The organism is Cyanobium usitatum str. Tous, assembly GCF_003011885.1.
Lineage (GTDB): Bacteria > Cyanobacteriota > Cyanobacteriia > PCC-6307 > Cyanobiaceae > Cyanobium_A > Cyanobium_A usitatum.
Genome location: NZ_PXXO01000004.1, coordinates 129,116 through 155,680 on the forward strand (window position 1 = coordinate 129,116; position 26,565 = coordinate 155,680).

Below are 26,565 nucleotides of genomic sequence, written 5' to 3' on the forward strand. Positions count from 1 at the left end.
TGGCGGAATGAACGACCTGCTCATCCTGGCGCTGCTGGTGGTGCTGGTGATCGCAGGTTCGGCCCTGTGCTCTGGAGTTGAGGCAGCTCTGCTCACCGTGAACCCCGTGCGGGTGCACGAACTTGCCGCCCGCAGCAAGCCCGTGCGCGGGGCGCGGCGCCTGGAGCAGCTGCGCCAGCGCCTGGGCCGCACCCTGTCGGTGCTGGTGATCGCCAATAACGGCTTCAACATTTTTGGCAGCTTGATGCTGGGCGGCTACGCCGCCATCGTCTTCAAACGCCAGGGCATCGAGGGGGTCGCCCTGCCCCTGTTTTCCGTAGGGCTCACCGTGCTGGTGATCCTGCTGGGGGAAATCCTGCCCAAGGCCCTCGGCAGCCGCCTGGCCCTGCCGGTGGCCCTGGCCAGCGCCCCTGCCCTGGCGATCGTGGCCCGCCTGATGTTGCCCCTAGTGCTGCTGCTGGAGCGGCTACTGCCGGCGATCACCGCCGAAAACGAGATCAGTACCGACGAAGAAGAGATTCGTCTGCTGGCTCGGCTGGGCTCCCAGAAGGGCCAAATCGAGGCCGATGAGGCGGCCATGATCGCCAAGGTGTTCCAGCTAAACGATCTCACCGCCCGCGATCTGATGACACCACGGGTGGCGGCTCCCACCCTCGATGGGGCGACCAGCCTGGAGAAGTTGCGAGAAGACTTACTGGCGAACAACGCCGAATGGTGGGTGGTGCTCGGCGAAGAGGTGGATGAGGTGCTGGGCGTGGCCGGCCGGGAGCGACTTTTGGCAGCCCTGCTCCAAGGCGAAGGCAATCGCACTGCCGCCTCCCTAAGCGAGCCGGTCGATTACGTGCCGGAAATGATCCGGGCCGACCGGTTGCTCACGGGCTTCCGCCGCAACAGCAGCGGCGTTCGCGTCGTCGTGGACGAATTCGGCGGCTTCGTGGGCGTGATTGGCGCTGAAGCGGTGCTGGCGGTGCTGGCCGGCTGGTGGCGCCGTCCCCAACCTGCGGGCGAAGGGATCCGGCCATGAGGCCCGAACCGTGCGCCGAACCGTGCCCCCATCAGGCGCCCGCCATCCCGGAGCGCTGCCAATCCCTGCTCGACCAGTGGCGCCGCCAGCTCCAGCTCAGCGGCCGCGAGCAAAGCCAGCTGGCCGGCCAGCTTCTGGCCCTGGATCGCCAGCTAGGTCGCCTGCAGCAGCGCAGTCTGCGGGTGGCCGTGTTTGGCCGAGTGGGGGTGGGCAAGTCGAGCCTGCTCAACGCCTTGCTGGGAGAGGCGGCTTTTGCCACCGACGTGGCCCACGGCTGTACGCGCCACCAGCAGGCCCAGTCCTGGGCGCAACCCATGGCGGGGCTCAGCCGGGTGGAGCTGGTGGACACCCCTGGCATCGATGAGATCGCCGCCGCCGCCAGGGCGCGACTGGCGGCCCGAGTAGCCCTCGGCTCAGACCTGGTGCTGTTGGTGCTCGATGGCGACCTCACCAGCGTCGAGCACGACGCCCTGGCGCCGCTACTGGCCAGCGGCAAGCCGGTAATGCTGGTGCTCAACCGCTGCGACTGCTGGAGCGAGGCCGAGCAGGCCGAGCTGATCGCCAGCATCAAGCGGCGGCTGCCGGCAGCGGCCCGGCACCTGGAGCTGATCCCGGTGGCCGCCGCGCCACGCCAACCCCAGCTACTGGCCGATGGCCGGGTGCGCAGCGTTGTTCAAGCTCCGCAGGTGGAGCAGCTGCGGCAGTCGCTGCTGCAGCTGCTCGAGCAACACGGCTGCCTGTTGCTCGCCCTTAATGCCCTGGGCAGCGCGGAGCGCTTTCACCAGTCCCTGCAACGCTGGCGCCTGGGGGCCAGCCGCCAGGCCGCCCAGAGCCTGATCGGCCGCTTCGCCGCCCTCAAGGCCACAGGCGTAGCCGCCAACCCCCTGGTGCTGCTGGATCTGGCCGGCGGTCTGGCCTGTGATACCGCCCTGGTGCTGCAGCTCTGCCAGCTCTACGGCCTACCGATGCACGGCGCCGGCGCCCGCCAGCTGCTGAGGCGGCTCTCCGGCCACAACGCCCTGCTGGGCGCCGCCCAGCTCGGCATCCAGCTAGCCCTAGGAGCCCTACGCCAACTGCTGCTGGTGGCGGCGCCGCTCACCGGCGGCCTCAGCCTCGCGCCAGCCGCCCCGGTAGCCCTGGCCCAGGCAGCCCTGGCCGTGCACACCACCCGGCTCACGGGCCGGCTCGCCGCCGCCGAACTACTGCGGAGCGCCCAGCGGGGCGGCCAACCCGGCGCCCTGCTGCGGCGCCTGGCTATCACCGATCCCCAGGTGCGCCTGTGGCTGGGCGAGCGAAGCGAGCCGTCCCCCAACCTCCAGGCCCTGCTGCCATGAGCAACGGGGTCGACAAAGCCGCAGAGGGGCCGGTAGCCCTGTTTGGCACCAGCGCCGACCCGCCGACCCGCGGCCACCTGGCCCTGCTGGAAGGCCTGGTGCAGCTCTATCCCCAAGTCGCCACCTGGGCAAGCGACAACCCCCAAAAACTCCACGGCGCTCCCCTGGAGCAACGGTCCACCCTGCTGGGCGAGCTGGTGGCAGCAATCGGCGATCCGAGGCTGAGCCACCGGCAGGAGCTCAGCAGCCCCTGGGCAATCACCACCCTGGAGCGGGCAGCGGCCCGGTGGCCTGGCAGCGAGCTGGTGTTTGTGGTGGGCAGTGATCTGGCTGCCCAGATCCCCAGCTGGAAACAGGCCGAAGCCGTGCTGAAGGCCTGCGTGCTGGCAATCGCCCCCCGGGCCGGCTGGCCCCTGCAGCCCAAACAACTGGAGCCGCTCACCCAGCTGGGGGGCCGGGTGGTGATCCTGCCCCTGCAGGTTCCCGCCACCGCCAGCTCGGCGGTGCGCCAAACCCCCGACCTCGCCCAGCTGCCTGCGGCCCTGTTGCCGCTACTGCTCAAGCACAATCTCTACGGGTTGGGCAAACCGAGCCTCAGCCAGCCCCTCAAACGCCCCTAATGCGCCTCGCCCTGGCCCAACTAAATCCGCTAGTTGGCGACCTGGCGGGCAACGGTGAGCTGATTCTGGCGGCCAGCCGTCAGGCAGCTTCCCAGGGGGCTGACCTGATGCTCACCCCCGAGCTGTCCCTTTGGGGCTACCCACCGCGCGACCTGCTGCTGCGCCCCAGCCTGATCGCGAAGCAAGGCGCCGTGCTCAACCAGCTGGCTGCGTCCCTGGCCCAAGAGCTGCCCCAGCTGGCCGTGCTGGTGGGCATGGCCGAACCATCAGGCGCGGCGCCGTTGCCCAACCTGTTCAACGCTGTGGCCTTAGTGGAGGCCGGCAGCTGGCGCGTGGTGGCCCGTAAGCGGCTGCTACCCACCTACGACGTCTTCGACGAGCAGCGCTACTTCTGCGCCGCCACGGGGCCGAGTGTGCTGGAGCTTGAGCGGGGCGGCCGAACCTGGCGCCTAGGGCTAACGATCTGCGAAGACCTCTGGGTTGAGGAGGAGCTGCAGGGCCACCGCCTGGCTGGTGCCGATCCCGTCGCCGAGCTGCTCTCAAGCCGCATCGACCTGCTGCTCAACCTCTCGGCATCACCGTTTGGCCAGGCCAAAGTGGCCCTGCGTCAGAGCCTGGCCCGCCGCGCCGCCAGCCGGCTCGCTTGCCCGGTGGTCTACGTCAATCAAGTGGGCGGCAACGACGAGCTGGTGTTCGACGGCGCCAGCTTCGTGATGGATGCCAGCGGCGGAGTAGATGCCGGCAGCGGAGTAGTTGCCGGCATCGCAGTGGTGAGCCAGCTGGCCAGTTGCAAGGAGCAGGTGAGCTGCTGGGAAGTCAACGGCGCGGGGCCAGCAGCGTCTTTGCAAGTGGCATCTTTGCCTACTGAAAACGAGCAGTTGTTTCGGGCCCTGGTGCTGGGCGTGGCCGACTACGCCCGCAAATGCGGCTTCAGCAGCGCCCTGCTCGGCCTAAGCGGTGGCATCGATTCAGCCCTGGTGGCCGTGATCGCCGCCGCTGCCCTGGGGGGTGAGCGGGTGCAGGCCCTGATGATGCCCTCCCCCTGGAGCTCGGATGGCTCCCTACGCGATGCCCAGGCCCTAGCTGGGCGCCTGGGCCTGGGCAGCCGCACCGCTGAGATCGCAGCGCTGATGGCCAGCTTCGACACCACCCTGACACCGGTGCTGGCGGGCCCACCCAGCGGTCTGAGCGCCGAAAACCTTCAGTCGCGCATCCGCGGCACCCTGCTGATGGCTGTGGCCAACCAGCAGGGCCAGCTGCTGCTCTCCACCGGCAACAAAAGCGAGCTGGCCGTCGGTTATTGCACCCTCTACGGCGACATGAACGGCGGCCTGGCCGTAATCGGTGACCTCTACAAAAGCAGCGTGTTTGAGCTCTGCGCCTGGCTCGATTCAGCCGCCGCCGGCCCCTGCCGGCGTGAGCTGGGGCTGCCAGGCGACGGCGAGCTGGTGGGGCGGACGATCCGCGAAAAACCCCCCAGCGCCGAGCTGCGCCCCGACCAGCTCGATAGCGATTCCCTGCCCGACTACGCCGTGCTCGACCCGATCTTGAAGGCCTACATCGAGGACTTGGCCAGTACGGAGCAGCTGATCGCCAGCGGCACCCCAGCGGAGCTGGCCGAACGGGTGATGCAGCTGCTGCGCCGGGCCGAGTTCAAGCGGCGCCAGGCACCGCCCCTGCTCAAGATCGGCGGCCGGGCCTTCGGCAGCGGCTGGCGCATGCCGATCGCCGCCCGCTAAATCAAGCATGGCGCCAATCGCCAGCAGCAGCCAACCTGGAACCACAAACGGCAGCACATCCATGGCACCCCCCAGCTCCAGCGGCGCCAGCCTGACGGCCCCGATGGCAAGCATCGGCGTGCCCGCAGAGATCAAGCGCGATGAACAGCGCGTGGCCCTCACCCCTGACGGGGTGGCCGATCTGGTGAACCAGGGCATGGAGGTGCGCATCCAGGCGGGAGCGGGTTTAGGGGCTGGCTTCAGCGATGCCGCCTTCGCCGCCGCCGGGGCCCGGCTGGTGAGCGCCGCAGAAGCCTGGGGCGCCCATTTGGTGGTGAAAGTCAAGGAGCCCCAGCCCGAGGAATTCGGCTTTCTGCGCTCCGATCTGGTGCTGTTCACCTATCTGCACCTGGCCGCCTACCCGGAGGTGGGCCGGGCCCTGCTGGAAGCGGGCACCACTGCCGTGGCCTACGAAACCGTGCAGCTCGAAGACGGCAGCCTGCCCCTGCTGGCGCCGATGAGCGAAATCGCCGGTCGGCTGGCAGCCCAGGTGGGGGCCCATCTGCTGGAGCGCCCCCACGGCGGTCGCGGCATCCTGATGGGGGGCTGCACCGGGGTGCGGCCGGCGCGGGTGGTGGTGCTGGGTGCAGGCAGTGTGGGCTGGAATGCGGCCCGGATCGCCGCCGCCATGGATGCGGAGGTATTCCTGCTGGATCGCTCACCCGAGCGGCTACGCAGCCTCGAGGCCCACCGCCGCGGCCGGCTGGTGAGCCTGGTGAGCAGCAGCAGCCTGATCGAGCGCCTAGTGCCCAGTGCCGATCTACTGATTGGTGCCGTGCTCACCGCCGGTGGCCGGGCCCCCACCCTGGTGGCGGAGTCGCTGGTGCAGCAAATGCAACCCGGCTCCGTGGTGGTGGATGTGGCGATCGACCAGGGGGGCTGCATTGCCACCAGCCGCGAGACCACGCACACCGATCCGGTGCACACGCTCCACGGCGTGCAGCACTATGCCGTCGGCAACATGCCAGGGGCCGTGCCCTTCACCTCCACCGAAGCGCTGGTGAGTGTCACCCTCCCCTACATGCTCGTAATGGCGGGGCGGGGCCTGGTCGAAGCCGTCACCGACCGACCCGAACTCCTCTCTGGTCTCAACACGGTGCATGGGGCGGTGTGTCATCCCGGCGTTGCCCGGGCCCTGGATGTGACTCCCCGGCACCCGATGGCCTGTCTGCGCTGATCGTGTTCAACCGCTGCAAAGGGCGCACCAGAGCAGAGGGGCTGATTCCCTCGCGCAGGGCGACCAGCAACCCAGCCGCCGCCGCATAGCTCTCCGCAGGGAGCACCTCCAAGCCCAGGGCCGCCGCCGACACGTTGAGTACGCAGGGGTTGTGCACTGCGATCACTGGGATGCCGCGCTCAGCACAGGCCAGCACAGCCGCCCCCCCCAGGGCTCCTGCCGGGGCCACCACAGCCCCCACGTCTTCGATGCGGAGCAGATCAGCCCCGGTTGCGGGCAAGGGTCCTGAGCCGGGTACCCCTGGCGCCAGCGGCACCAGATCGGGCGCCCGGCTCAGTCCCACCAGCACGCAGGCCAAAAAGGTGTAGCCCAATTCCTCCCCCGCCGCCCGGGGGTCGAGACCAGGCTCGAGCGGCAGGGGACTGAGGGCCGGCGCATGGGCGCATGGCAAGCCCAGCTCGCGGCTGAGCAGATGGCTGATCACCGCCTCGGCACCGGCCAGAGCATCCACACCAGAGCCCTGGCGGTAGGCCGCTAGGGCCTCGCTGGAGTTGTCCTCGGGGAAGCGAGTTACCACCGCAATAGCCGTAGCCCCGGCAGCCTTGAGCATGTGGCCAGCGCGCAGCAGCAGCTCGGGGCGGCCTAGTTGCCCCCAGCTGGCGCCACTGCCCCCCAGACACAGGCTCACCTCCAGGGGGGCATCGGTGGTGACCACCGGCCCGATCTCCAAACCCAGGCTGGCCCGGCAGCCCTCGGCAACCTGCAGATGACGCCAGCGCAGCTCCGCCTCGATACCGGCATCGAGCAACAGCCCCAGCCGCTGCCGGCGCACCGACCGCAGGCCGATCCCAGCGGCAGCGAAGCGGTCGAGAGCCGAGCCCTCCACGTAGTGGATGCGGGAATCGCTCCAGTACAACGAGGCCCCATTCATCACGTTGGGATGGGTGATCAGGCAGCCACTGGCGGCCGCCAGCAAGCGGGCGGCAGGCAGGCCATCACCCGCATAACCACCCAGCTCACATCCAATCCCGGTGGGAATCACCAGCAAGGTAGGCAGAGGCCGGCTCGTCGTCATGCCAGCACCACCGCTTCAAGAGTCAGCAATGGGCAAGATCCAGCCAGGCCAGGCTCCACCGCGGTGATCGCCCAGCGCAGCGGTTGGCCGTGCGGAGCCAAAGCGGCCTCGATCTGGGCCAACAAAGGCCCTGGAGCACGGCGGAACTGCAGAGTTATGGGCTGCAGGCGAACCGCCGCCGCACTCATTTCTGGTATTTACCGAACTGGGCTTCGTAGAGGGCGTCCTCCATCCCCGCCTGGAGCCGCAGGTCAGATTGGGGGAAGGAAACGCAGAGCAGGGCATAGCCCTTTAGTTGCAGATCCGCCTTGACCCCCATGGCATCGGGCTGGTGCACGCTGCCCTCACTGATCAGAGCCGCGCAAGTGGTGCAGACCCCTGAACAGCAAGAACTGGGCAAGGGGACCCCAGCGGCCTCGGCTGCAGACAGCACGGTTTGGTCGCTGCGGCAGGAAAAAGTGTGTTGGGTGCCTTGAAACTCGGCGGTGATTGTGAAGGTCTGGGTTTCGGTCACAGGAGGGTGCCGGAGTGGGCAGCTAGAGGCCATTGTTCCAGCCCACCCGCACCAGCCGCGGCGATCAAAGCTCCTGCCACTGGCTGGGGTGGGGCGCCAGATATTCCGGTGGCGAGGACCCATCCCTAGCCACGGGGGCTGTTAGGGCGAAATCAATGCTGAGGGAGCAGCGCAAATCATCCGGGTCCTCGTTGGGAAGCACCGCGTGATCCAGACAGCTGGGAAACAGCAGCAGCAGGCCTGCCTGGGGAGCCACATCAAGCCAAGGTGCGCTCCAAGGTGATGCAGCCAACGGACCTTCGTGGCCAACCGCCATCCCAGGCACCAGTTCATTCACCTGCCGCTGCGGCCACAGGCGCAGACAGCCACTGCGGCCGCTGCCATCTCCATTGAGGTAGTAAATGGCGCTGAGATGAGCGTTGGGGTGGTGGTGGCGACCTACCACCTGCCCCTCCTCGCTGAGCACTGGCCAGCAGCGCTGCAGGTGCAAGGCCACTCGGCTGAGATCGAAACCCAATTGCTGCAGAAAAGCTTCTGCATGGCCTGTCAAGCCAGCAATCAGTGGCGCAAAGGCCGGCTGACGCTGCAACTGCCAAACACCATTAAGGTCACCTGTCCAGGCACAGCCAGGATCGGGGTTGGAGCTGGCATGGCCCCGCAGCTCGTGCAGGGCCTGAAGTTGCAGTGCCGTATCCAGGGGATCAGGCGATAGCTGCACCCTGCCAAGAGCCACCGGAAACAGAGGCTCGATCTGCAAACCAGCCCCCCAGACTCAGGACATACCGGCAGAACCGCCAACCACTTCCAGAATTTCCTGGGTAATGGCGGCCTGGCGGGCCTTGTTGTAGTCGAGCGTGAGGCTCTTTGCTAGAGCCTTGGCATTATCACTGGCGTTGTTCATTGCCGTCATCCGACTGGCCAACTCCGAAGCTGCGGCTTCCTGCAGAGAACGCAGAAGCTGGTTTTCCAGATAAAGGGGCAGAAGGGCATTGAGCAGCTGATCAGGACTCTGATCAAAGACAATGTCGGAGGGCAGCTTGGACTGCAAGTTGGCAGCCGTACCCACTTCAACCCCCAGGCGGCCGTCCCGGGTAGTGAGGCGGAAGATCTCGTCTTCAGGGATAGCAATTCCCTGGGGATCGAGAGGTAGCAGGGTCTGAATAACGGGCTTGGAGCTCACCAGGTTGATAAACTTGGTGAAGATGATCTCAATACGATCGGTGCTACCGGAGAGAAACTCCGCCAGCACTTCGTTGGCGATACCCATCGCCTCACTGGCCTTGGGCACCTGATCAAGACCGGTAAAGGTGGCGCGAATCGTGTACTGATTAGCGCGATTCTGGAAGTAGGTGATCGCCTTACGACCAATCAATACCAGATCGACCTTGTAGCCCTGGCCAACAAGTTCAGCGGTGCGCAGTTCAGTGCGTTTGATGATGTTGGCGTTGTAGCCACCGCACAATCCCCGATCACCTGTAACGGCAAGCAGAGTGATGGTGCCAACCTCGCGCTGCTCAAGCAAGGGAGCGTCGGCATCTTCAAAGCGCATGCGTGACTGAAGATTTTCCAGCACGCGGGCGAGCCGGTCAGCAAAAGGACGGCTGCGCAGCACCTGCTCCTGGGCGCGGCGAACCTTGGCGGCTGCCACCAGGCGCATGGCCTCAGTGATCTTGCGAGTGTTCTTGACCGAACCGATCCGGTCGCGGATATCTTTGAGGTTTGCCATTAGTTATGCCCCTCCTCAAACGGAGGCGAGCATGGTCGACTTCACCTCGTTGATGGCATCCTTGAGCATGGCTTCAGCTTCGTCGCTGAGCTGCTTCTCGGTCTGCACCTTGGAGATGAACTCGGCCTTGTTGCTCTTGAGGTAATCGCGCAGCTCGCGGCAGAACTGAACCACGGACTCCACAGGCACCTCATCCAGCAGGCCCTTGACGCCGGCATAAACCACAGCCACCTGCTCCGCCAGGATTAGGGGGCTGAACTGGGGCTGCTTGAGAATCTCGCGCAGGCGCTTACCCCTGCCGAGCTGCTGCTGGGTTGCAGCATCGAGGTCGGAGGCAAACTGGGAGAAGGCAGCCAGTTCATCGAACTGAGCCAACTCGAGCTTCAAGGTACCGGCAATCTTCTTGATCGCCTTGGTCTGGGCAGCACCGCCCACCCGACTCACGGAAATACCAACGTTGATGGCGGGGCGTAGACCGGAGTTGAACAGATCGGAACTCAGGAACACCTGGCCATCGGTGATCGAAATCACGTTGGTAGGGATGTAGGCGGATACGTCACCGGCCTGAGTTTCGATGATCGGCAGCGCGGTCATCGAGCCCTTGCCCATCGCATCGCTGAGTTTGGCGGCACGCTCAAGCAAACGGCTGTGGCAATAGAAGACGTCGCCGGGGTAAGCCTCACGACCGGGGGGGCGACGCAGCAGCAGGGACATCTGGCGATAAGCCTGGGCCTGCTTGGTGAGGTCGTCGTAAATAACCAAGGTCGCCTTGCCCTTGTACATGAACGATTCGGCCAGGGCCGCGCCGGTGTAGGGAGCCAGGTATTGAAGGGCTGCTGCCTCGGAAGCACTCGCAGCTACCACAATGGTGTAATCGAGGGCTCCCTTCTCCCTCAGCACTTCAACCACGTTGGCTACGGATGCGGCCTTCTGACCAATGGCCACATAAACGCAGACGACGTCTTCGCCCTTCTGGTTGATGATCGTATCGATTGCGATAGCTGTTTTGCCAGTCTGACGGTCGCCAATGATCAGCTCGCGCTGGCCCCGGCCGATCGGAATCATGGCGTCGATGGCGGTGATGCCCGTTTGCATGGGCTCGTGCACCGACTTGCGCTGGATGATGCCAGGCGCCATCGATTCGATTAGGCGGGTTTCGGTGGTGGCGATATCACCCTTGCCGTCGATGGGCTGGCCCAGCGAATTCACAACCCGGCCAAGCATGGCGTCGCCAACGGGCACGGCGGCGATCTTGCCGGTTGCCTTGACGGTGCTGCCCTCCTGAATGCCGCGACCTTCGCCCATCAACACCACGCCGACGTTGTCGTCTTCGAGGTTGAGAGCGATGCCTTCGGTGCCGTCCTCGAACTGCACCAGTTCACCGGCCATCACCTGCTGCAGGCCATACACGCGGGCGATGCCATCGCCGATCTGCAGCACGGTGCCAACGTTGCTAACCGAAACCGACTTGTCGTAGTCCTCAATCTGCTGCTTGAGGATGGCGCTGATCTCGTCGGGGCGGATGGAAACCATGGGAGGAAGTCCCCACAGGGGGGCTGATGGAGTGGAAGACGGGGAAGCGGGGAGAGGGCTTCCGGAGCAAGAAGGTTCCGGAAGCTTGGGCGGACAGAGGAGCTAGCTCACCTGGGCCAGCGCCAATCCGAGACGGCGCACCTGACCAGAAAGGCTGGCGTCAATGACTTGGGAGCCCATGCTGACGATGAAGCCTCCTATCAAGGAGGGGTCAACCACGAGGTCAAACTCGACCGATTTAGAGCCTGCAATCGCTTGAACCTTGCGGTTGAGCTCAGCCTGCTGCTCCTCGCTGAGGGCAGCAGCAGATGTCACCTTGGCCAAAGTGATGTTGCGCAGCTCCCGATAAAGCTCCAGGAAACGCATCAAAACAGCCTCCATCATGGGCAGGCGTTGGCGGTCGGCCAAGAGCTTGAGCAGGTTTTGCACCGCAGGGGTGACCTGATCGTCGAAAAGCTTTGCCAAAGCAGCCTTCTTGGCTTCGGGTTCAAGCACTGGCGACGCCAGAGCAGCCCTGAGCTCGGGGCTAGAACTCAATACGGCCAAAAGTGCTTTGGCCTGTTCGGCAACAGCATCAGTCTCCTTACGAGATTCAGCTACCTGCAGCAACGCCTCGGCGTAAGGGGTTGCAATCGAGTTGAGGAGTGGCATCAGGCTTTACCCAGGGTTGAAATGGACTGATCGATCAGTCGGGCCTGGGCATCTGCATTGAGCTTGCCGGGGAGGGTGGCAAGTGCTTGGGCAATAGCCCGATTGGCGGCTTCTCGGCGCAACTGGTCGGTGACTCGAGCTGCTTCGGCATTCAAGTCGGCCATGGCTCCCTGCTTAAGCCGAGCCATTTCATCGATCGTGCGCTTTTCGCTCTCCAGGCGCAAAGATTGGGCCCGGGCCAAACCATCAGCGCGAATCTGCTCAGCCTTTTGTTGTGCTGCAGACAAATCCTGCTGGGCTTGAGCTAACGAAGATGTTGCTGCGAGAAGACGCTGCTCAGCATCTTGCAGATCGTTGAGGATGGCTGCACGACGGCGCTCCAGGATGCTGCCGAGGAAACCTGGCAAAAACTTCCAAAGGCCGGCGATCACAATCGCCAAGTTGATGATGTTGGTCTCAAACGGATTGAGGTTGAAACCAAATCCGCCGTGACTTGCTAGCAAGGAGGGGAGCAGGAAAGTCATGAGGCAGCCAGCAAGCGGGTCACGATCAGATCACCGAGCTGGTCGGCGTCCTTATTAAGTCGGTCCATCGCCTGGTCTCGCTGAGAATCAATCTCACGGCGGGCCTGCTCCCGGGAAGCATTGGCATCGGCCGTAGCCGCGGCAAGGGCATCGCGATAGAGACGATCCATTTCCTGCTCGGCCTCGAGGATCAGCTTTTGGGACTGCTGACGCGCGTCCTTGAGCTGTTCCTTGAGATCGGCTTCCAGCCGCTCGGCTTGAGCCAGCTTCTGCTTGGCGTCGGCGCGGCTAGTGGAGATAAAGCTCTCACGCTCCTCCACGGCCCGTCCTACGGGGCGGAAGAACAGCGAATTCAGAATGAAAGTGAGGAGAACAACCTGAACCGCCATCAGCGGCAGGGTGGCATCGAGGTCAAAAAGACCTCCCTCAGGGACACCTGCTTCGGCGAGCAGAAGCCAGCTGGTCATTTGGGCGAGGGCGCTGGAACGATCGGTCGGGATTGAGGTTTATGAGCCTGGGAGGGCAGGAGCAACAAGCCCCAGCCCTCCTTCCACTCGCAACAACGCTCAACCAGCGAAGGGGTTGGCAAACAACAGCACCAGGGCGACCACAAGGCCGTAGATGGTGAGCGCTTCCATGAAGGCCAGGGACAGCAGCAAGGTGCCGCGAATCTTGCCTTCGGCTTCAGGCTGACGTGCAATGCCTTCAACGGCGCCGCCAGCTGCGGTGCCCTGACCGATGCCGGGGCCGATGGCACCGAGGCCTACAGCCAGACCAGCGGCCAGAACAGACGCAGCGGAGGTGATGGAATCCATGGTGGAGTGGGGGATTGGGGTCGCGGTTGTGGCGCGTTATGGACCGGGAATAAAACCCTGCGCTGAGGACATCCTTTCAAGAATGGGCCCGGGATGCTTCCGGACCTGCGCGAGGGAGATTTAGCAGACCGCCGGAGCGGAGCAGCTGGAGAGGAGCTCCTAATGGTGCTCTTCGTGCACCGCCTCGCCGATGTAGTAGGCAGCGAGGGTGGCAAAAATCAGAGCCTGAATAGCACTGGTGAAAAGACCCAGGAACATTGCAGGCAGGGGCACAATCAAGGGCACCAGAAATGCCAGAACTGCGACTACCAATTCATCCGCCAAGATGTTGCCAAATAGACGGAAGGAAAGGGAAAGGGGCTTGGTGAAATCTTCAACGATCTTGAATGGAAGCATGATCGGTGTCGGCTCCACGTAGTACTCGAAGTACCTCAGCCCCTTACGGCTCAAGCCGGCATAGAAGTAGGCAAGGGATACCAACAAAGCCAAAGCAATGGTTGTGTTGATATCAGCCGTTGGTGCCCCAAGCTCGCCACTAGGCAGGTGGATCAGCTTCCAGGGCACCAGAGCTCCGCCCCAGTTGCTCACAAAGATGAACAGAAAAAGGGTGCCGATGAAGGGCATCCAATCGCGGTAAGCCTTCTCACCAATCTGTTCACGGGAGAGATCGCGTATGTAATCCCACAGGAACTCCAGCAGGTTCTGGGTGCCTTGAGGATCACGCTCAAGCTTGCGGGTGCCAACCACTACAAGGGCAAGCAAGGCACCGATAACCACCCAGGAGCTCAGGAAGACCTGGCCGTGAATCTTGAGGTTGCCAAGTTGCCAGTAGAGGTGTTTACCAACCTCCAGTTCAGCAAAGGGGAGAAGGAGAGGCATCGGAGCCAGCGAAGGGGAGTTCGGGGTCGCCAGGGCGACGGAACGGAAACGGGGTCAGGTGTCGAAGACTGCCTGAAGGATCACGGCCGGCTTGTAGAGCAGAAAGCCCAAAAGAGCCGGCAGGATCGAAAGTTGGGGGGTCCGGGCTGCGATCAGCACCAGGACGACCGGCACCAGCAGCTGAACCTTGCTAACCCGCCGGGCATTTTCTCCCAGCTTGGTGACACTGCGGCTGAGCAGCCACAGGTAGAGAAGGCCAGCTAAAGCACCCACCAACAGGCTAGAAGCCGTGGGGATGGAGCCCAAAACGGCTGTTCCTGCCACCGCCACTGCCGAAAGCAGCAAGGTTGCTAGCAAGAGCCGGCGTTGGAGCCGGAAATAACCATCCATGCCATTGCTGACATCGGCGGTTAGCGCTGGCAGGGTTGATGCACCGGTGGCATCATCCAGCTGCTCGACCACCTCACCAGCCTGAACTGCCGTTGAAACGGTGGGTTCAGAGTCGGGAAGTAGGGGGCAGGGGAGAGATACCGACAAGCGCGCTCAAATCCCTGAAAAGGCGCGCGGAATCTATCACGGTACTGATCCCCGCCCCTTCAGAGCACCGGCAGCAAAACCCTCTGATTCAGCAGTTGGCGAGCCACGGCAAGCCGTTGCGCTGCAGGCCAATCCAAAGGCAGCTGGCCGATCGCCACAGCCGGCGCGCTCTCAACGGCAGCCATCAAAACGAGCCCCTCCTCGCTGACGTCAAGGGGCATTAGGTCTGGCCCCATCAAGCGAGTGGCTGGCCAACCCCAGAGGCAGCGGTTGATTTCACCCCGCGCTGCCAGCAAAACTTCGTCGTCGCTCCAATCGGGTGCCCTCACCGCGCCATGGCTGAGAAAAAATTCGAAATGGCTGATATCAGGATCAAGCTCCTCCACCAGGCTCCACTGCTCAAGCTGACTGAGGCCCTGGGCCCGCTCCAGCAGCTCACCACTAAGCAAGCGCGCGGGCGACCAAACCTCCGGATTGGAAAACCCGGCAAACTCCAAACCGGCTGAGGCGACAAAAGCCAGCAGACGATCGAGGTTGTAGCTGGTCTCTTGGGGGTGCAGATACATATCCGCAAAATTGGCATCGGCTGCCGTGTCGACGATCCAGCGCCGCTCGTGATGCTGGCGCAGTCGGTTTCCCTCAGGCAACTCAGCCAGCAGCTGGCGACCCAGCCTTAGCCCCTCCGCTCCTGAACCGACGGCCAGCCGTGCCAAGGCCCGCTGGGTGCGGTGAATTTCCCAGCGGCCGCCATCCGCATACAAAAAGAGATGCAGTAGCCCGCCTGGCCGCAGCAATCCGGCCAATGACTGCAAACCAGCCTCTGGCTCGCGCAGGTGGTGCAGCACGCCAACGGAATTGATGTAATCAAAGGGTCCCTCCCCCGCCAGATCCAGCAGGCTGCGCTGTTCGATACGCAACTCCCGCACCGCTTTTGCAGCCCCTGAACGTCGGGTGCGCTCCCGTGCCACCTCAAGCGCTCCGGCGCTGATATCTACCGCCAGCACCGAGGAACCGGGGTTGAGGTGGCAGAGGTAATCGGTGCTGACGCCGGTGCCGCAGCCGGCGTCGAGAATCCGCCAAGGCCGTTCACCTTGGTCGGAGCGCGGCGTTAGGGCTCCAGTAGCAGCAGCCCAGGCGCTATCGACGCACCAGCGCCAGTTGTATCCAGGGGGTGGGCCGTCTTGAAGGGGGTCTCCCGGGTAGGGGAAACGGTCGTAAAAGGCGCTCACCATCGGCGTGGCGGCATCACTGGCAGGCAAGGACGGATCAGCGGCAACCGGCTGAGCTTTTCACGTCCAGCGGCCCCTAGAACGAGTCAAAACGGGTCAATTGGCATCAGCAAGCCAGCGAAGCTGCAAACATTTGTTCATGGCTGGGCAAAGGCCCCGAGGGCCCGCCGTAACGTGGCCCAGCCCGGTTCGCTCTCGTCAATGACCGTGACCGCCAGCAGCGGCAGCACCAGGGTTTCACCCCAGCGCTACGACACCCTGCCGCTCTCCAGCGTCCGTCAGGCGGAGCAACAGGATCGCTTCCCCGACGGCGGCGAGCTTGAAACCTTGGTGGCGTTTTTCCAGAGTGGCCAGCAGCGCTTAGAAGCTGCACGCCGCATCTCAGAAAACGCTGATTTCATCGTGGCCAAGGCGGCCAACCGGATCTTCTCCGGCGGCACGCCCCTCTCCTACCTAGATGCTCCCTTGAGCGTCGTCAGCGGTGGGTCCAGCGACGCCACCCCCTTGGCCGCTGACCAGGCCGCCTTCCAGCGTTCGGTGCAGACCTTCGCCCAGGGCACCGGCAACTCCGGCGGCAACCTGATCACTCGCTTGCTCGAAAGCTCAGGGGGCGACGCTGATGTAAGGGTTGTGCTGCCCACCGGCTTCAGCCCGATTGCCGTGGGCCGTTACGGCACCGATCGGATGCGCAAGTCGCTGCGCGACATGGGCTGGTTCCTCCGCTATGTGGGCTACGCCCTGGTGGCAGGAGACCCCAGCATCCTGGCCGTGAACACCCGCGGCCTGCGCGACATATTGGAGAAGGCCTGCTCCCTGGCGGCTACCAATGTGGCCCTGCAGGAAATGCGCGCCGCAGCCGCCGGCCTCTGCAAAGACAATCCCCAGGCCCGCGAGCTGGTGATCCAGTACTTCAACGTGCTGCTCGCCGAACTGCAGGTGGCCACACCAAGCACCCGGCAGCGCCTGGGCAGCCCTGAAAGTCAGGGCCTGCAACTGCCTGCCACCTATGCCCTAGCCGCAGACGGCAAGCAGCGCTTCATCATGCGGCCGCGCCTAAGTGGTGCCCAAAAGGCCGAGGTGATTCGGGCTGCCTACCGCCAGGTTTTTGAACGGGACATCGCCAAGGCCTACAGCCAGACGCCCTGCCCGGTTGAAGCCAGCCAGGTGCGCCAGGGCCAGCTTTCCATGCGGGAATTCATCCGTTCCCTCGGCCACAGCAAGGAATATCGCCAACAGTTTTTCGGCCGCTTCTCCAATAGCCGGGCGGTTGAGCTGGCCTTCCGCCACTTCCTCGGTCGCGGCATCAGCTCCCGTGAAGAATTCACCCGCTACTTCGACATCGTCAGCGTCCAAGGCCTGAATGGCCTAGTTGATTCCCTGATCAATACCCTTGAATACGCGCGGGTGTTCGGCGAGGAAACCGTGCCCTATCTGCGGGATCTCGGTGAAGAAGCCCAGGAGAGTGCCGGCTGGGGATCAAACCGCAAGCTATTCCGCTTCAGCGCTCCTTTTGAAGGCGCACCCCAATACGTCACCCTCTACGCGTCCTATCGCCAACCCTTCGCCGATCAGCACGTCTACGGCGGCGGCAACGATCCCCTGGCCCTCAACTTCGGCGCGATTTTCCCTTCCGGCACCGCCTCAGTGGCCACCCGGCCAGCGCCCTACGGCTACGACAGCCGCCGCATCCTGATCGGCAATGGCTTAGCCCAGCCTGGCCAGATGGACAGCGCCCAGTTCCGTAAGGCCCAGCCCCGCCGGGTGGGGCCCAAGGTTGTACGCCTACAGCAGATTGCTACCGGCGGCAGCTCCGTGCCCCGCCGCGGCGGCCAACCCAGCATCCGTGGCACTGAAGCCAGCACCCAGGCCGTTATTAATGCGGTCTATGTGCAAGTTTTAGGCACTGCTGGCTATGCCGGAGAGCGCAATAAGGTTGAGGAAATCAAGCTCGAGAACGGCGATATCAGCCTGCGGGAATTCATCCGCCAGGTCGCCCGCTCCAAGGCCTTCCGCCGCCGTTATTGGAGCGGCCTTTACATCACCAAGGCCATCGAGGTTATACATCGCCGGCTGCTAGGTCGCCCAACCTTCGGGCGATGGGAAATTGACGCCTACTTCGATACCGCTGCTCGCACCGGCTTCTACGGCGTCGTCGATGGGATCCTGAACAGCGTCGAATACAACGAAACCTACGGTGAAGATATAGTTCCCTACGAGCGATTTGTCACCGCTACTGATCGCAATGCTCGCAAGGTGCCCGGCCTCAACCGCCCCTTCGACGCCTCTGCATATGCAAATGAATTTACCCAGGGCAAACGTCCAAATGTGCCCGTTGACCAGACCATACGCACTACCGGAGATGTAACCAATCGCAACCTGCCAGGGCGCCGGCAGATTGTCGTGGGGAGCTGGACAGCTCAGACCGTAGGGGGGGAAACCATGACGGCATCTCGGCCCGAAGACAACTTCATCGCAGGGCCGGGCAGCATCCGCCAAGCACCTGCCCCAACTCGCCGCTGGAAGTAGGCCCTTAGGTCCAGCAACGCCTCAACCCCATGCCACCCCTGCGCGCTGCTTCAGCGAATTCGAGCCTCCCGGAGACACTTCGGGGGCTTTTTTATGATCAAGACAATAATTGTCGCAAAAGTTGAGCCGCAATCCGAAACAAGTGGAGCAATTAGCGAAGCAAAATGATGAATAATTGCTGCGCCAAGCCGCTATTACCAATAGCGCCCAAAGCCATTGCGCTGCAAGGGGTTTTTCAACCGCAAACGCCATGAAGAACTGTTACCGCCAGGGGGGCAGCGAGGGGCTTTGCCGCAGAATGATTTGGCGATCGGCGCAAGTCGATCCTTTCCCTTACCCACCGGATATCGGTCTCCGTCAAGGCGGCCGCTTGTTTCGAGGCAGAACTGCATGAGCATCGTCTCCAACTCGATCATCAACGCGGACGCGGAAGCCCGCTATCTCAGCCCTGGCGAACTCGACCAGATCAAGTCCTTCGTGGGCGCTGGTCAACGTCGTATCCGCGTCGCCCAGGTTCTCGGAGAAAGCCGCGAGCGCATCGTCAAGACCGCTGGTGGCGCCCTGTTCCAGCGGCGTCCCGACGTGATTTCCCCCGGCGGCAACGCCTACGGCGAGGAGATGACCGCTTCGTGTCTCCGCGACATGGACTACTACCTGCGTTTGGTGACCTACGGGATCATCGCCGGCGATGTGACCCCCATCGAAGAGGTTGGCATCATCGGAGCAAAGGAGATGTATCGCTCCCTCGGCACTCCGCTCGATGCCATGGCTGAGTCCGTGCGGGAAATGAAGAACGCCGCCATGGGTCTACTCACCGGCTCTGACGCTGAAGAAGCCGGCTTCTACTTCGACTACGTCATTGGCGCCCTCTCCTGAGGCAGCGTTCTTTTACTACTCCCCGCCACCACAGCTGGATTCATGCAAGACGCGATCACAAACGTCATTAACCAAGCCGACGTTCAGGGCCTGTACCTGGACGACTCCGCCATGGGCCGCCTGGAGCAGTACTTCACCAGTGGTGAACTGCGCGTCCGCGCCGCTGCCACCATCAGCGCCAATGGTTCGGCGATCATCAGAGAGGCCGTAGCCAAGTCGCTGCTGTATTCGGATGTCACCCGTCCGGGCGGCAACATGTACACCACCCGTCGCTATGCAGCCTGCATCCGCGATCTGGACTACTACCTTCGTTACGCCACCTACGCCATGCTGGCTGGGGACACCTCCATCCTCGATGAGCGGGTACTGAATGGTCTCAAGGAGACCTATAACTCCCTGGGTGTACCCATTGGTGCCACCGTGCAATCAATCCAGGCCATGAAGGAAACCACCGCTGCACTGGTGGGTCCTGATGCCGGTCGTGAAATGGCCGTCTATTTCGACTACATCTGCTCCGGCCTGGGCAACTGATCCCTGCCATCGGCACACCCGAGGATCATCTCCATGCGTCTGTTCAAGATCACGGCTTGCATTCCTTGCCCGGAAAAGAGCCGCTCCCAGCGTGAGCTTCAAAACACCTATTTCACCAAATGGGTGCCCTACGACAGCTGGTTCGCTGAGCAGCAGCGGATCATGAAACAGGGCGGCAAGATCCTCAAAGTAGAACTAGCCGCTGGGCGTCGCCAACAGAACGTGGGCAACTGATAGTCAGTACCTTTCGTTTCTCCCCAAGCTCGGCAGATGCCGGGCTTTTTTATTGTTTGACTCTGGTTGCCAGGGGTCGACAACACCCCCCCGGGCACGGCTCAATGGGTTGACGATGGCCCTACCCCTGCCACTCCCCAATTCCAGCCTTGGCCCGCACCGCAACTCACACCCCCCACCGCGACGCAGTCAGCGGATCTCCAAAGGCTGGGGCGCTGCTGCCGTTGCCCTGGTCCCAATGGCCAGCAGAGGCCAGATTGCTTCTGGGCATGGTGGCGCTCTGGAGCGTGATCGGACTACTGGTGCTCACCTCCGCTAGTTGGTGGGTAGCTGAAAGGGAGATGGGTGACGGCGCCTTTTATCTCAAGCGCCAGTTGGTTTGGATGGCTGCCAGCTGGGGGCTGCTCTGGCTCGGCCTGCGCACCAGCCTGCGACGCTGGCTGCACCTGGCTCCGCTGGGGTTGTGGGTTGGGATCGTTCTGGTCGCAGCCACCCTGGTGATGGGCAGCACTGTCAACGGCGCCAGTCGCTGGCTGGTGCTTGGACCGGTACAGCTGCAGCCATCGGAATTGGTCAAGCCTTTTGTGGTGTTGCAGGGCGCTGCCCTGTTTGCCCACTGGAAGCGCATCGGCAACGACCAGAAACTACTCTGGCTAGGGGCATTTGGGGCCCTGATCCTGCTGATCCTCAAGCAACCAAACCTCAGCACCGCCGCCCTATCAGGGCTGCTGCTCTGGCTGATGGCCCTGGCCGGGGGCCTTTCCCTGCCCATGCTGCTTGGCGCAGCCGGAGCGGGAGGGCTGCTTGGCAGCGCCAGCATCATGATCAACGAATACCAGCGTTTGCGAGTGGTGTCCTTCCTGGATCCCTGGCGGGATGCCCAGGGGGATGGCTACCAACTGGTGCAGAGCTTGATGGCGATCGGCTCAGGAGGCTTCCTAGGCGAGGGGTTTGGCCTTTCAACCCAGAAGCTGCAATACCTGCCGATCCAGAGCACCGATTTTATTTTTGCGGTGTTTGCTGAGGAATTTGGCTTCGTGGGCTCGCTGGTACTGCTGCTGTTTTTGCTGCTGTTTGGCTTTGTGGGCCTGAGGGTTGCCCTCAGCTGCCGCAGCAACCAGCAGCGCCTGATCGCCATTGGCTGCACCACCTTGCTGGTGGGCCAATCCATCCTCAATATCGCCGTAGCCAGCGGTGCCATGCCCACCACCGGCCTGCCACTGCCACTGATCAGCTATGGCGGCAACTCCTTGATGGCCAGCCTGCTTATATGCGGCCTACTGATCCGCTGCTCGCTGGAGGCAGGCGGTCTTGCCCCTACCCCCAGGCGCCGGCGCACCGCAGCTGCCCGATAGGCTGATTCCATGATCAGTTTTGGGCCCCAACTGGCCGATTGGGCCCGCAGCAGCGAGACGCTGCTGCAGCACTCCCTGGCCAGCCCCACCCCCACCACCGTTGGGGTTGTCTTTGCTGGCGGCCTGCTCACGAGCCTGGGGCCCTGCTCCCTGTCGCTTTTGCCGGTCACCCTTGCCTATCTGGCTGGTTTTGGCGGCACGCCCGGCGTTAAGCCCAGCCAGGCTCCCTGGCAGCGCAGTCTCAGCTTTGCGGCCGGCATCGTGGCCTCCCTGGTGCTCCTGGGCCTGGTTAGCGGCCTACTGGGCCGGATCTACGGCCAAATCCCCGGGCTGATTCCGACGGTGGTGGCTGTGCTCGCCCTGCTGATGGGCCTAAATCTGCTGGGCCTGCTGAAGCTGCCCCTGCCCGCCGGACCCGATCCTGAAGTCTGGCGTCGCCGGGTGCCAGCCCCCCTAGCTCCTTTGGCAGCAGGGTTGGCTTTTGGATTGGCCGCAACCCCATGCACAACTCCAGTGCTGGCTGTGCTGCTGGCCTGGATGGCCCAGAACGGCAAACCACTGGTCGGCATGTTGCTGCTCACCAGCTTTGGAGCGGGTCAGGTGGTGCCGCTGCTGCTGGCGGGCACGGCGGCCGCCAGCCTGCCGGGCTTGCTGAGCCTGAGGCGTCTGGGCCAATGGGTTCCACCGATCAGCGGCGTGGTGCTGGTGACCACCGGCGCCCTCACCCTTTTGGCCAACTGGCGATGAAAGCCTTGCTGCGGCTGGTGGGCTGGATTTCCGATCTGCGGGTAGCGATCGTGCTGCTGCTGGTGATTGCCGTCACCAGTGGCGTCGGCACGGCCATCCCCCAGCGGGAACCAGCTGACCTCTACCACCGGCTCTACGACCCCCAGCCCTGGCTCGGACTGCTGAACGGTGATGGGGTGCTGGCCCTCCAGCTCGACCATGTGTATTCCAGTGGCTGGTTCCTGGGGCTGCTGGCCTGGCTGGCCCTAGCCCTGCTGCTGTGCAGCTGGCGCCGCCAGTGGCCCGCCCTGCAGGCAGCCCTGCGCTGGATCGACTACAGCACCCCCCGCCAGCTCAGCAAGCTGAGCGTGGCCGAAACCCTCAGCACCAACTCCCCCAAGGCGAGCCTCGATCAGCTGGCCGGACTGCTGCAGCGCCAGGGCTGGCAAATTCAGCGCCACGACGACCGCCTAGCCGCCCGCAAGGGGCTGCTGGGCCGGGTCGGGCCCCTGCTGGTGCACGCCGGGATGGTGGTGCTGATGCTCGGAGCCGCCTGGGGGGCACTTGGAGGGCAACGGGCTGAGCAATACCTCGCACCCGGCCGCAGCCTGGAGCTGATGGACAGCCGGGGCAGCAGCCAACTCACCCTCGCCCTCGACCACTTTTCAATCCAGCGCGATCCCGCCGGACGACCTGAGCAATTCACCTCCCAGTTGCGCATTTTGGAGGGCGATGGCAGCGGCGGCAGCCTGCTGAAGCAGGCTGAGATCAGCGTTAACCATCCCCTGCGCTTCCAGGGGGTCACCCTTTATCAAGCTGACTGGGCCCTGGCCACTATCAGCCTGCAACTGGGCAAAAGCCCCCTACTGGAGCTACCGCTACAGAGCTTTCCTCAACTAGGCGAACAGATTTGGGGAATCGTGCTGCCCACCCGTCCCGATGGCAGCGAGCCGGTGCTGCTCAGCTTGGGCAGCGAACAAGGGCCTGTGGAGATCTACGGCGCCGACGGAATCTCCTTAGCCCGCCTAGCCCCAGGCGGCGCAGCTGTGGAAGTGAAAGGGCTACCGATACGGGTTGAAAGCGTGCTCCCCGCCAGTGGCATCCTGCTGAAGCGTGATCCGGGGGTTCCACTGGTTTATGCAGGATTTGCGATCGCCCTAGCCGGCGGTGGTCTCAGCTTGCTTGCTACGCGTCAGCTTTGGGCCATCGCTGAGCAGCCGGCCGGCCAAGCGGGTCAGCTGCACGTTGCGGGCCTCTGCAACCGCAATCTCACCGGCTTCGCTGCCGAGCTGCCCCAGATGCTCGCCCAGCTCTAACAAGCCAGCCGCGTGCCATGGCTAACGCGCACCACGGTGTGAACGTTGCCGCGGGGGTGAAAGTCGGCCTCCAGCTGCATCCACTGGGGATCGGTGGCGGCAACCAGATCATCCAAAATGCGATTGGTCACCTCTTCATGGGAAATGGAGCGGTCGCGGTAGCTGTTGACGTAGAGCTTGATCGCCTTGAGCTCCACCACCCGGGGGCCGGGCTGGTAGATCAGGCGCAACACCGCAAAATCGGGGTACCCGGAAAATGGGCACTTACAGGTGAACTCCGGCAGCTCGATGGAAATCTCGTAGGCACGGCCAAGCCTGGGATTATCAAAACAGATCAGCTCCGCTTCAGCGATGGCGCGCTCGCCATACATGGGCGTCTGGGTGAGGGAGGACTCGCTGGCAGAAGCGGGGCTGGAAGACATCGGAGCAAGGAAAAGGAGAGGGCCAGTGCCACTGGGTAATCTTAAGGAAAATGGCCGCAGCCAACGGCTGCCCGAGCCGGTAGCAATCGCTACGACGACCCCCGCAAAGCTCGGGCGTAATGGCTTTACTCCCTACCATCGGCAGGGATTTCCTGAGAGACTTCCTAATTAGCCCGAGCTGTTCCTATGAAAAAAATTGAGGCCATCATTCGTCCCTTCAAGCTCGAGGACGTCAAGGTCGCCCTAGTCAATGCGGGGATCGTGGGCATGACCGTGAGCGAAGTGCGGGGTTTTGGCCGTCAAAAGGGCCAGGTGGAGCGCTATCGCGGCTCTGAATTCACTGTCGAATTCCTCCAGAAGCTCAAACTTGAGATCGTTGTCGATGACGACAAGGTCGACACCGTGGTTAGCGCCGTTCAAGACGCGGCCCGCACCGGCGAAATCGGCGACGGCAAGATCTTCGTGAGCACGATTGATTCGGTGGTTCGAATCCGCACCGGTGATAGGGACAGCGGCGCCATCTGAGCGCCAGCACCCCTTTTGATTTTTATTCCCTGGGAGTCAGCGTGCTGGCTACCAGGGTCTTTATTTGCTCTGGGCTGATTGGCGCAGGGCGGAATTTCGGGTCGCTTTGGGCTGATTCAACAAGCTGTTCAACAGGCTCAAAAACATCCTCTGCAACATCCCCCATTCCGACCTGCCCATCGCAATCGGAGCGCCGCAGCCAGAGCAGGTATTCGTGGTTGCCGGCAGGTCCAGTGATTGGTGATGCCACCAGGCCGCAAGCCACCAAGCCCAGGCCAGAGGCCGCGGTGATCACCCCTTCGATGGCATCGCAGTGGGCAACCGGATCACGCACCACACCGCCCTTGCCCACCCGGCCCTTCCCCACCTCAAACTGGGGTTTAACAAGCAACAGCAGATCCACGGGTGCTTGGGGTTGCAGCAGCGCCAGCAGGGCAGGCAGCACCAAGGCCAGGGCAATAAACGACACATCGGCCACCGCTAGATCGGGCCAGGGGTCTTCGGGGCCGTAAAGAGCATCCGGGGTGAGGTGACGCAGGTTGGTGCGCTCCTTGAGCACTACTCGCGGATCACTGCGCAAGCTCCAGGCCGTCTGGCCGTAGCCCACATCAATTCCATAAATCCGGCAGGCCCCGTGCTGAAGCAGACAATCGCTGAAGCCACCAGTGGAGATGCCACCATCAAGGCAAACGCGCCCCTGCACGGCGATGGGGAAAGCCTCAAGGGCCCTGACTAGCTTTTCGCCACCCCTTGATACATAGCGAGGAAGCTGCTGCACCAGCAGCTCGGCCTCCGGCAACACCTCGGTGCCTGGTTTATCGAGCACTTTGTCGCCGTGGCGCACCCGCCCGGCCCTAATCAACAGTTGGGCCTGCTGACGACTAGCCGCCAGGCCGCGGGCCACGAGCTCCAAATCCAGTCGTTGCTTGCGAGCCATGGCGCTCCACCTTTTGTGATCAAACCACAACGCAAACGGAACAGATTCCAAGCATCTCTGCCTCCGCACCAAAACCCGGCAGAGGATGGCGCCCAGAAGTTGATCCGGCACCGATGGCCTCCTCAATCCGGACCGCGAATGCTGCAGCCAATGTGCTGGAACTGCTCTACCCCGGCAGCTTCGTCAAACTGCGCAATCAACCCTCCGACCTGCCCCCCTTCCAGCTGATCCAATGCCGCGGCGGTCGCTGCTGGGTGCGGCAGCAGGCCTGGGGAAGCCTGGTGCAGTGGGAGGTGGAGCACCAACGCCTGACTACCGCTGCCTAAGGAGGGCTGCCTGAGGGGTCAGCAGGGGCGCACCCATACATTGGTCTGGCAGTGAGCCAGGCGCGGCCTTGATCGAGCGTTACACCCTGCCCGAGATGGGCGCCCTATGGAGCGAGCAGGCCAAGTTCCAAAGCTGGCTCGATGTCGAGATCGCTGCCACCGAGGCCAATTGTGAGTTAGGGCGAGTGCCTGCTGAGGCGGTTACGACGATTAAGGCGAAGGCCAGATTTTCGGTAGAGCGGATCCTCGAGATCGAGGCCGAGGTTCGCCACGACGTGATCGCCTTCCTCACCAATGTCAATGAGCACGTGGGGGATGCGGGCCGCTACATCCACGTGGGCATGACCAGTTCAGATGTGCTCGACACAGGCCTGGCCCTGCAGATGAAAGCTTCGGTGGCCCTACTGCGCGCTGAGCTCGACCAATTGGCCGATGCACTTAGGGCTCTAGCCAGCCAGCACAAGGGCACGGTGATGATCGGCCGCAGCCATGCCATCCACGGCGAGCCGATCAGCTTCGGCTTCAAGGTGGCCGGCTGGCTGGCGGAAGTGGAACGCAACCGCGAGCGCCTCGAGCGGCTCGAGCGGGTCGTGAGCGTGGGCCAGATCAGCGGCGCCATGGGCACCTACGCCAACACCGACCCCCAGGTGGAGGCGATCGCCTGCGCCAAGCTTGGCCTGGAGCCAGATACCGCCAGCACCCAGGTGATCGCCCGCGATCGCCACGCCGAATACGTGCAGACCCTTGCCCTAGTGGGCGCGGCACTGGAGCGCTTCTCCACCGAGATCCGCAACCTGCAGCGCACCGACGTGCTCGAGGTGGAGGAAAATTTCGCCAAGGGGCAGAAGGGCAGCTCGGCCATGCCCCACAAGCGCAACCCGATCCGCAGCGAGCGGATCAGTGGCCTGGCCCGAGTGCTGCGCAGCTATGTGGTGGCGGCCCTGGAAAACTGCGCCCTCTGGCACGAGCGCGACATCAGCCACAGCTCGGTGGAGCGGATGATGCTGCCCGACTGCTCCGCCACCCTGCACTTCATGCTGCGGGAGATGACCGAGGTAGTGAAGGGCCTAGGGGTCTACCCAGACAACATGGCCCGCAACATGAACGTTTACGGCGGAGTGGTGTTCAGCCAGCGAGTGCTGCTGGCCTTGGTGGAAGCCGGCATCAACCGCGAAGACGCTTACCGGATTGTGCAGCGCAACGCCCACAGCGCCTGGAACAAAGATGGCGGCAACTTCCGCGCCAACCTTGAAGCCGATGCAGAGGTGACCAGCAAGCTCAGCGCTCAGCACCTGGCTGAGTGTTTCAGCACTGATCTGCACCAGGCCAACCTGGGCGTGATCTGGCAGCGACTGGGGATTTAGCTAAGGATTTG

At 63.4% G+C, this 26,565-nt stretch carries 30 protein-coding genes; 15 read left to right on the top strand and 15 right to left on the bottom strand.

What is annotated here, in order from left to right; all coding sequences use genetic code 11:
* Positions 1-7: 7 nt before the first annotated feature.
* From C7K55_RS05035 to ald, 5 genes are all read left to right on the top strand, one after another.
* Positions 8-1,024 (top strand): CNNM domain-containing protein, encoded by a 1,017-nt coding sequence (locus C7K55_RS05035; protein WP_106502325.1) that lies wholly within the window; start codon positions 8-10, stop codon positions 1,022-1,024.
* Positions 1,021-2,358 carry a GTP-binding protein gene (locus C7K55_RS05040; RefSeq protein ID WP_106502326.1) on the top strand — a complete coding sequence of 446 codons (1,338 nt, stop codon included), beginning with the start codon at positions 1,021-1,023 and terminating at the stop codon, positions 2,356-2,358. Before C7K55_RS05035 ends, C7K55_RS05040 begins: the two co-directional genes overlap by 4 nt.
* On the top strand, positions 2,355-2,978 hold the full coding sequence (locus C7K55_RS05045; RefSeq protein ID WP_106502327.1) for a nicotinate-nucleotide adenylyltransferase: 624 nt from the start codon (positions 2,355-2,357) through the stop codon (positions 2,976-2,978). Before C7K55_RS05040 ends, C7K55_RS05045 begins: the two co-directional genes overlap by 4 nt.
* Positions 2,978-4,717 (top strand): NAD+ synthase, encoded by a 1,740-nt coding sequence (locus C7K55_RS05050; RefSeq protein ID WP_106502328.1) that lies wholly within the window; start codon positions 2,978-2,980, stop codon positions 4,715-4,717. The genes C7K55_RS05045 and C7K55_RS05050 overlap by 1 nt, the downstream gene beginning before the upstream one ends.
* Positions 4,718-4,820: 103 nt before the next feature.
* Complete coding sequence (gene ald / locus C7K55_RS05055) at positions 4,821-5,933, top strand: alanine dehydrogenase (protein ID WP_106502394.1); 1,113 nt, start codon at positions 4,821-4,823, stop codon at positions 5,931-5,933.
* Here the strand turns inward: ald and C7K55_RS05060 are convergent.
* The 13 genes from C7K55_RS05060 to C7K55_RS05115 all read right to left on the bottom strand — a co-directional run bounded on the left by C7K55_RS05060 (position 5,845) and on the right by C7K55_RS05115 (position 15,419).
* The gene (locus tag C7K55_RS05060; RefSeq protein ID WP_106502329.1) at positions 5,845-7,008 is read right to left on the bottom strand and encodes a DUF3326 domain-containing protein; all 1,164 of its coding nucleotides are present in this window, start codon (positions 7,006-7,008) and stop codon (positions 5,845-5,847) included. The genes ald and C7K55_RS05060 overlap by 89 nt on opposite strands.
* Complete coding sequence (locus C7K55_RS13695; protein ID WP_127431985.1) at positions 7,005-7,196, bottom strand: hypothetical protein; 192 nt, start codon at positions 7,194-7,196, stop codon at positions 7,005-7,007. Before C7K55_RS13695 ends, C7K55_RS05060 begins: the two co-directional genes overlap by 4 nt.
* Positions 7,193-7,555 carry a 2Fe-2S iron-sulfur cluster-binding protein gene (locus C7K55_RS05065; RefSeq protein WP_106502330.1) on the bottom strand — a complete coding sequence of 121 codons (363 nt, stop codon included), beginning with the start codon at positions 7,553-7,555 and terminating at the stop codon, positions 7,193-7,195. Before C7K55_RS05065 ends, C7K55_RS13695 begins: the two co-directional genes overlap by 4 nt.
* Positions 7,556-7,586: 31 nt before the next feature.
* A complete protein-coding gene (locus C7K55_RS05070; RefSeq protein ID WP_106502331.1) occupies positions 7,587-8,279 on the bottom strand; it encodes a TIGR02466 family protein in 693 nt (230 codons plus the stop codon).
* 15 nt (positions 8,280-8,294) lie between these two features.
* Positions 8,295-9,248, bottom strand: a complete 954-nt coding sequence (locus C7K55_RS05075; protein WP_106502332.1) for a F0F1 ATP synthase subunit gamma — start codon at positions 9,246-9,248, stop codon at positions 8,295-8,297.
* Positions 9,249-9,263: 15 nt separating this feature from the next.
* Positions 9,264-10,781 carry a F0F1 ATP synthase subunit alpha gene (gene atpA / locus C7K55_RS05080; RefSeq protein WP_106502333.1) on the bottom strand — a complete coding sequence of 506 codons (1,518 nt, stop codon included), beginning with the start codon at positions 10,779-10,781 and terminating at the stop codon, positions 9,264-9,266.
* Between the two features lie 102 nt (positions 10,782-10,883).
* On the bottom strand, positions 10,884-11,432 hold the full coding sequence (gene atpH, locus C7K55_RS05085) for an ATP synthase F1 subunit delta (RefSeq protein WP_106502334.1): 549 nt from the start codon (positions 11,430-11,432) through the stop codon (positions 10,884-10,886).
* Entirely contained in the window at positions 11,432-11,956 is a 525-nt protein-coding gene (locus C7K55_RS05090; protein ID WP_106502335.1) for a F0F1 ATP synthase subunit B, read from the bottom strand. The genes atpH and C7K55_RS05090 overlap by 1 nt, the downstream gene beginning before the upstream one ends.
* Positions 11,953-12,423, bottom strand: a complete 471-nt coding sequence (locus C7K55_RS05095) for a F0F1 ATP synthase subunit B' (protein WP_106502336.1) — start codon at positions 12,421-12,423, stop codon at positions 11,953-11,955. The genes C7K55_RS05090 and C7K55_RS05095 overlap by 4 nt, the downstream gene beginning before the upstream one ends.
* A 99-nt stretch (positions 12,424-12,522) precedes the next feature.
* The gene (gene atpE / locus C7K55_RS05100; protein WP_106502337.1) at positions 12,523-12,771 is read right to left on the bottom strand and encodes an ATP synthase F0 subunit C; all 249 of its coding nucleotides are present in this window, start codon (positions 12,769-12,771) and stop codon (positions 12,523-12,525) included.
* 159 nt (positions 12,772-12,930) lie between these two features.
* Positions 12,931-13,650, bottom strand: coding sequence for a F0F1 ATP synthase subunit A (gene atpB / locus C7K55_RS05105; protein WP_106502338.1), 720 nt, complete (start codon positions 13,648-13,650; stop codon positions 12,931-12,933).
* A gap of 54 nt (positions 13,651-13,704) precedes the next feature.
* Positions 13,705-14,187, bottom strand: a complete 483-nt coding sequence (locus C7K55_RS05110; RefSeq protein WP_241518185.1) for an ATP synthase subunit I — start codon at positions 14,185-14,187, stop codon at positions 13,705-13,707.
* Positions 14,188-14,246: 59 nt separating this feature from the next.
* Positions 14,247-15,419, bottom strand: a complete 1,173-nt coding sequence (locus C7K55_RS05115; RefSeq protein ID WP_106502339.1) for a methyltransferase — start codon at positions 15,417-15,419, stop codon at positions 14,247-14,249.
* 198 nt (positions 15,420-15,617) lie between these two features.
* On the opposite strand from C7K55_RS05115, the gene C7K55_RS05120 reads away from it, so the two are divergent.
* The 7 genes from C7K55_RS05120 (at position 15,618) to C7K55_RS05150 (ending at position 22,980) form a co-directional block, all read left to right on the top strand.
* Complete coding sequence (locus C7K55_RS05120; protein WP_241518193.1) at positions 15,618-17,942, top strand: phycobilisome rod-core linker polypeptide; 2,325 nt, start codon at positions 15,618-15,620, stop codon at positions 17,940-17,942.
* Positions 17,943-18,332: 390 nt separating this feature from the next.
* Positions 18,333-18,818 (top strand): globin family protein, encoded by a 486-nt coding sequence (locus tag C7K55_RS05125; protein ID WP_106502340.1) that lies wholly within the window; start codon positions 18,333-18,335, stop codon positions 18,816-18,818.
* A 42-nt stretch (positions 18,819-18,860) separates the two neighbouring features.
* Positions 18,861-19,349 carry an allophycocyanin subunit beta gene (apcB, locus tag C7K55_RS05130; RefSeq protein ID WP_106502341.1) on the top strand — a complete coding sequence of 163 codons (489 nt, stop codon included), beginning with the start codon at positions 18,861-18,863 and terminating at the stop codon, positions 19,347-19,349.
* A 33-nt stretch (positions 19,350-19,382) separates the two neighbouring features.
* A complete protein-coding gene (locus C7K55_RS05135; protein WP_106502342.1) occupies positions 19,383-19,583 on the top strand; it encodes a phycobilisome linker polypeptide in 201 nt (66 codons plus the stop codon).
* A gap of 215 nt (positions 19,584-19,798) precedes the next feature.
* Entirely contained in the window at positions 19,799-20,938 is a 1,140-nt protein-coding gene (locus tag C7K55_RS05140) for an FtsW/RodA/SpoVE family cell cycle protein (RefSeq protein ID WP_241518194.1), read from the top strand.
* A 9-nt stretch (positions 20,939-20,947) separates the two neighbouring features.
* Entirely contained in the window at positions 20,948-21,685 is a 738-nt protein-coding gene (locus tag C7K55_RS05145) for a cytochrome c biogenesis protein CcdA (RefSeq protein WP_106502343.1), read from the top strand.
* Entirely contained in the window at positions 21,682-22,980 is a 1,299-nt protein-coding gene (locus C7K55_RS05150) for a cytochrome c biogenesis ResB family protein (protein ID WP_106502344.1), read from the top strand. The genes C7K55_RS05145 and C7K55_RS05150 overlap by 4 nt, the downstream gene beginning before the upstream one ends.
* Here the strand turns inward: C7K55_RS05150 and queF are convergent.
* Positions 22,977-23,402, bottom strand: coding sequence for a preQ(1) synthase (gene queF / locus C7K55_RS05155; RefSeq protein ID WP_106502345.1), 426 nt, complete (start codon positions 23,400-23,402; stop codon positions 22,977-22,979). The genes C7K55_RS05150 and queF overlap by 4 nt on opposite strands.
* A gap of 186 nt (positions 23,403-23,588) precedes the next feature.
* On the opposite strand from queF, the gene C7K55_RS05160 reads away from it, so the two are divergent.
* Positions 23,589-23,927: a P-II family nitrogen regulator gene (locus C7K55_RS05160; RefSeq protein ID WP_106502346.1), complete on the top strand. Its 339-nt coding sequence runs from the start codon at positions 23,589-23,591 to the stop codon at positions 23,925-23,927.
* Between the two features lie 22 nt (positions 23,928-23,949).
* Here C7K55_RS05160 and C7K55_RS05165 read toward each other — a convergent pair whose 3' ends face one another.
* Positions 23,950-24,864, bottom strand: coding sequence for a TlyA family RNA methyltransferase (locus tag C7K55_RS05165; RefSeq protein ID WP_106502347.1), 915 nt, complete (start codon positions 24,862-24,864; stop codon positions 23,950-23,952).
* A gap of 113 nt (positions 24,865-24,977) precedes the next feature.
* On the opposite strand from C7K55_RS05165, the gene C7K55_RS05170 reads away from it, so the two are divergent.
* Both C7K55_RS05170 and purB read left to right on the top strand, forming a co-directional pair.
* Entirely contained in the window at positions 24,978-25,190 is a 213-nt protein-coding gene (locus tag C7K55_RS05170) for a hypothetical protein (protein WP_106502348.1), read from the top strand.
* 68 nt (positions 25,191-25,258) lie between these two features.
* The gene (gene purB, locus C7K55_RS05175) at positions 25,259-26,554 is read left to right on the top strand and encodes an adenylosuccinate lyase (protein WP_106502349.1); all 1,296 of its coding nucleotides are present in this window, start codon (positions 25,259-25,261) and stop codon (positions 26,552-26,554) included.
* Positions 26,555-26,565: the final 11 nt, after the last annotated feature.

Bases quoted from the DNA above. Each gene is read 5' to 3' on its own strand.
- C7K55_RS05035 (WP_106502325.1), top strand. From the start codon at position 8: ATGAACGACCTGCTCATCCTGGCGCTGCTGGTGGTGCTGGTGATCGCA.
- C7K55_RS05040 (WP_106502326.1), top strand. From the start codon at position 1,021: ATGAGGCCCGAACCGTGCGCCGAACCGTGCCCCCATCAGGCGCCCGCC.
- C7K55_RS05045 (WP_106502327.1), top strand. From the start codon at position 2,355: ATGAGCAACGGGGTCGACAAAGCCGCAGAGGGGCCGGTAGCCCTGTTT.
- C7K55_RS05050 (WP_106502328.1), top strand. From the start codon at position 2,978: ATGCGCCTCGCCCTGGCCCAACTAAATCCGCTAGTTGGCGACCTGGCG.
- ald (WP_106502394.1), top strand. From the start codon at position 4,821: ATGGCAAGCATCGGCGTGCCCGCAGAGATCAAGCGCGATGAACAGCGC.
- C7K55_RS05060 (WP_106502329.1), bottom strand. From the start codon at position 7,008: ATGACGACGAGCCGGCCTCTGCCTACCTTGCTGGTGATTCCCACCGGG.
- C7K55_RS13695 (WP_127431985.1), bottom strand. From the start codon at position 7,196: ATGAGTGCGGCGGCGGTTCGCCTGCAGCCCATAACTCTGCAGTTCCGC.
- C7K55_RS05065 (WP_106502330.1), bottom strand. From the start codon at position 7,555: ATGGCCTCTAGCTGCCCACTCCGGCACCCTCCTGTGACCGAAACCCAG.
- C7K55_RS05075 (WP_106502332.1), bottom strand. From the start codon at position 9,248: ATGGCAAACCTCAAAGATATCCGCGACCGGATCGGTTCGGTCAAGAAC.
- atpA (WP_106502333.1), bottom strand. From the start codon at position 10,781: ATGGTTTCCATCCGCCCCGACGAGATCAGCGCCATCCTCAAGCAGCAG.
- atpH (WP_106502334.1), bottom strand. From the start codon at position 11,432: ATGCCACTCCTCAACTCGATTGCAACCCCTTACGCCGAGGCGTTGCTG.
- C7K55_RS05090 (WP_106502335.1), bottom strand. From the start codon at position 11,956: ATGACTTTCCTGCTCCCCTCCTTGCTAGCAAGTCACGGCGGATTTGGT.
- C7K55_RS05095 (WP_106502336.1), bottom strand. From the start codon at position 12,423: ATGACCAGCTGGCTTCTGCTCGCCGAAGCAGGTGTCCCTGAGGGAGGT.
- atpE (WP_106502337.1), bottom strand. From the start codon at position 12,771: ATGGATTCCATCACCTCCGCTGCGTCTGTTCTGGCCGCTGGTCTGGCT.
- atpB (WP_106502338.1), bottom strand. From the start codon at position 13,650: ATGCCTCTCCTTCTCCCCTTTGCTGAACTGGAGGTTGGTAAACACCTC.
- C7K55_RS05115 (WP_106502339.1), bottom strand. From the start codon at position 15,419: ATGGTGAGCGCCTTTTACGACCGTTTCCCCTACCCGGGAGACCCCCTT.
- C7K55_RS05120 (WP_241518193.1), top strand. From the start codon at position 15,618: ATGACCGTGACCGCCAGCAGCGGCAGCACCAGGGTTTCACCCCAGCGC.
- C7K55_RS05125 (WP_106502340.1), top strand. From the start codon at position 18,333: ATGAGCATCGTCTCCAACTCGATCATCAACGCGGACGCGGAAGCCCGC.
- apcB (WP_106502341.1), top strand. From the start codon at position 18,861: ATGCAAGACGCGATCACAAACGTCATTAACCAAGCCGACGTTCAGGGC.
- C7K55_RS05135 (WP_106502342.1), top strand. From the start codon at position 19,383: ATGCGTCTGTTCAAGATCACGGCTTGCATTCCTTGCCCGGAAAAGAGC.
- C7K55_RS05145 (WP_106502343.1), top strand. From the start codon at position 20,948: ATGATCAGTTTTGGGCCCCAACTGGCCGATTGGGCCCGCAGCAGCGAG.
- C7K55_RS05150 (WP_106502344.1), top strand. From the start codon at position 21,682: ATGAAAGCCTTGCTGCGGCTGGTGGGCTGGATTTCCGATCTGCGGGTA.
- queF (WP_106502345.1), bottom strand. From the start codon at position 23,402: ATGTCTTCCAGCCCCGCTTCTGCCAGCGAGTCCTCCCTCACCCAGACG.
- C7K55_RS05160 (WP_106502346.1), top strand. From the start codon at position 23,589: ATGAAAAAAATTGAGGCCATCATTCGTCCCTTCAAGCTCGAGGACGTC.
- C7K55_RS05165 (WP_106502347.1), bottom strand. From the start codon at position 24,864: ATGGCTCGCAAGCAACGACTGGATTTGGAGCTCGTGGCCCGCGGCCTG.
- C7K55_RS05170 (WP_106502348.1), top strand. From the start codon at position 24,978: ATGGCCTCCTCAATCCGGACCGCGAATGCTGCAGCCAATGTGCTGGAA.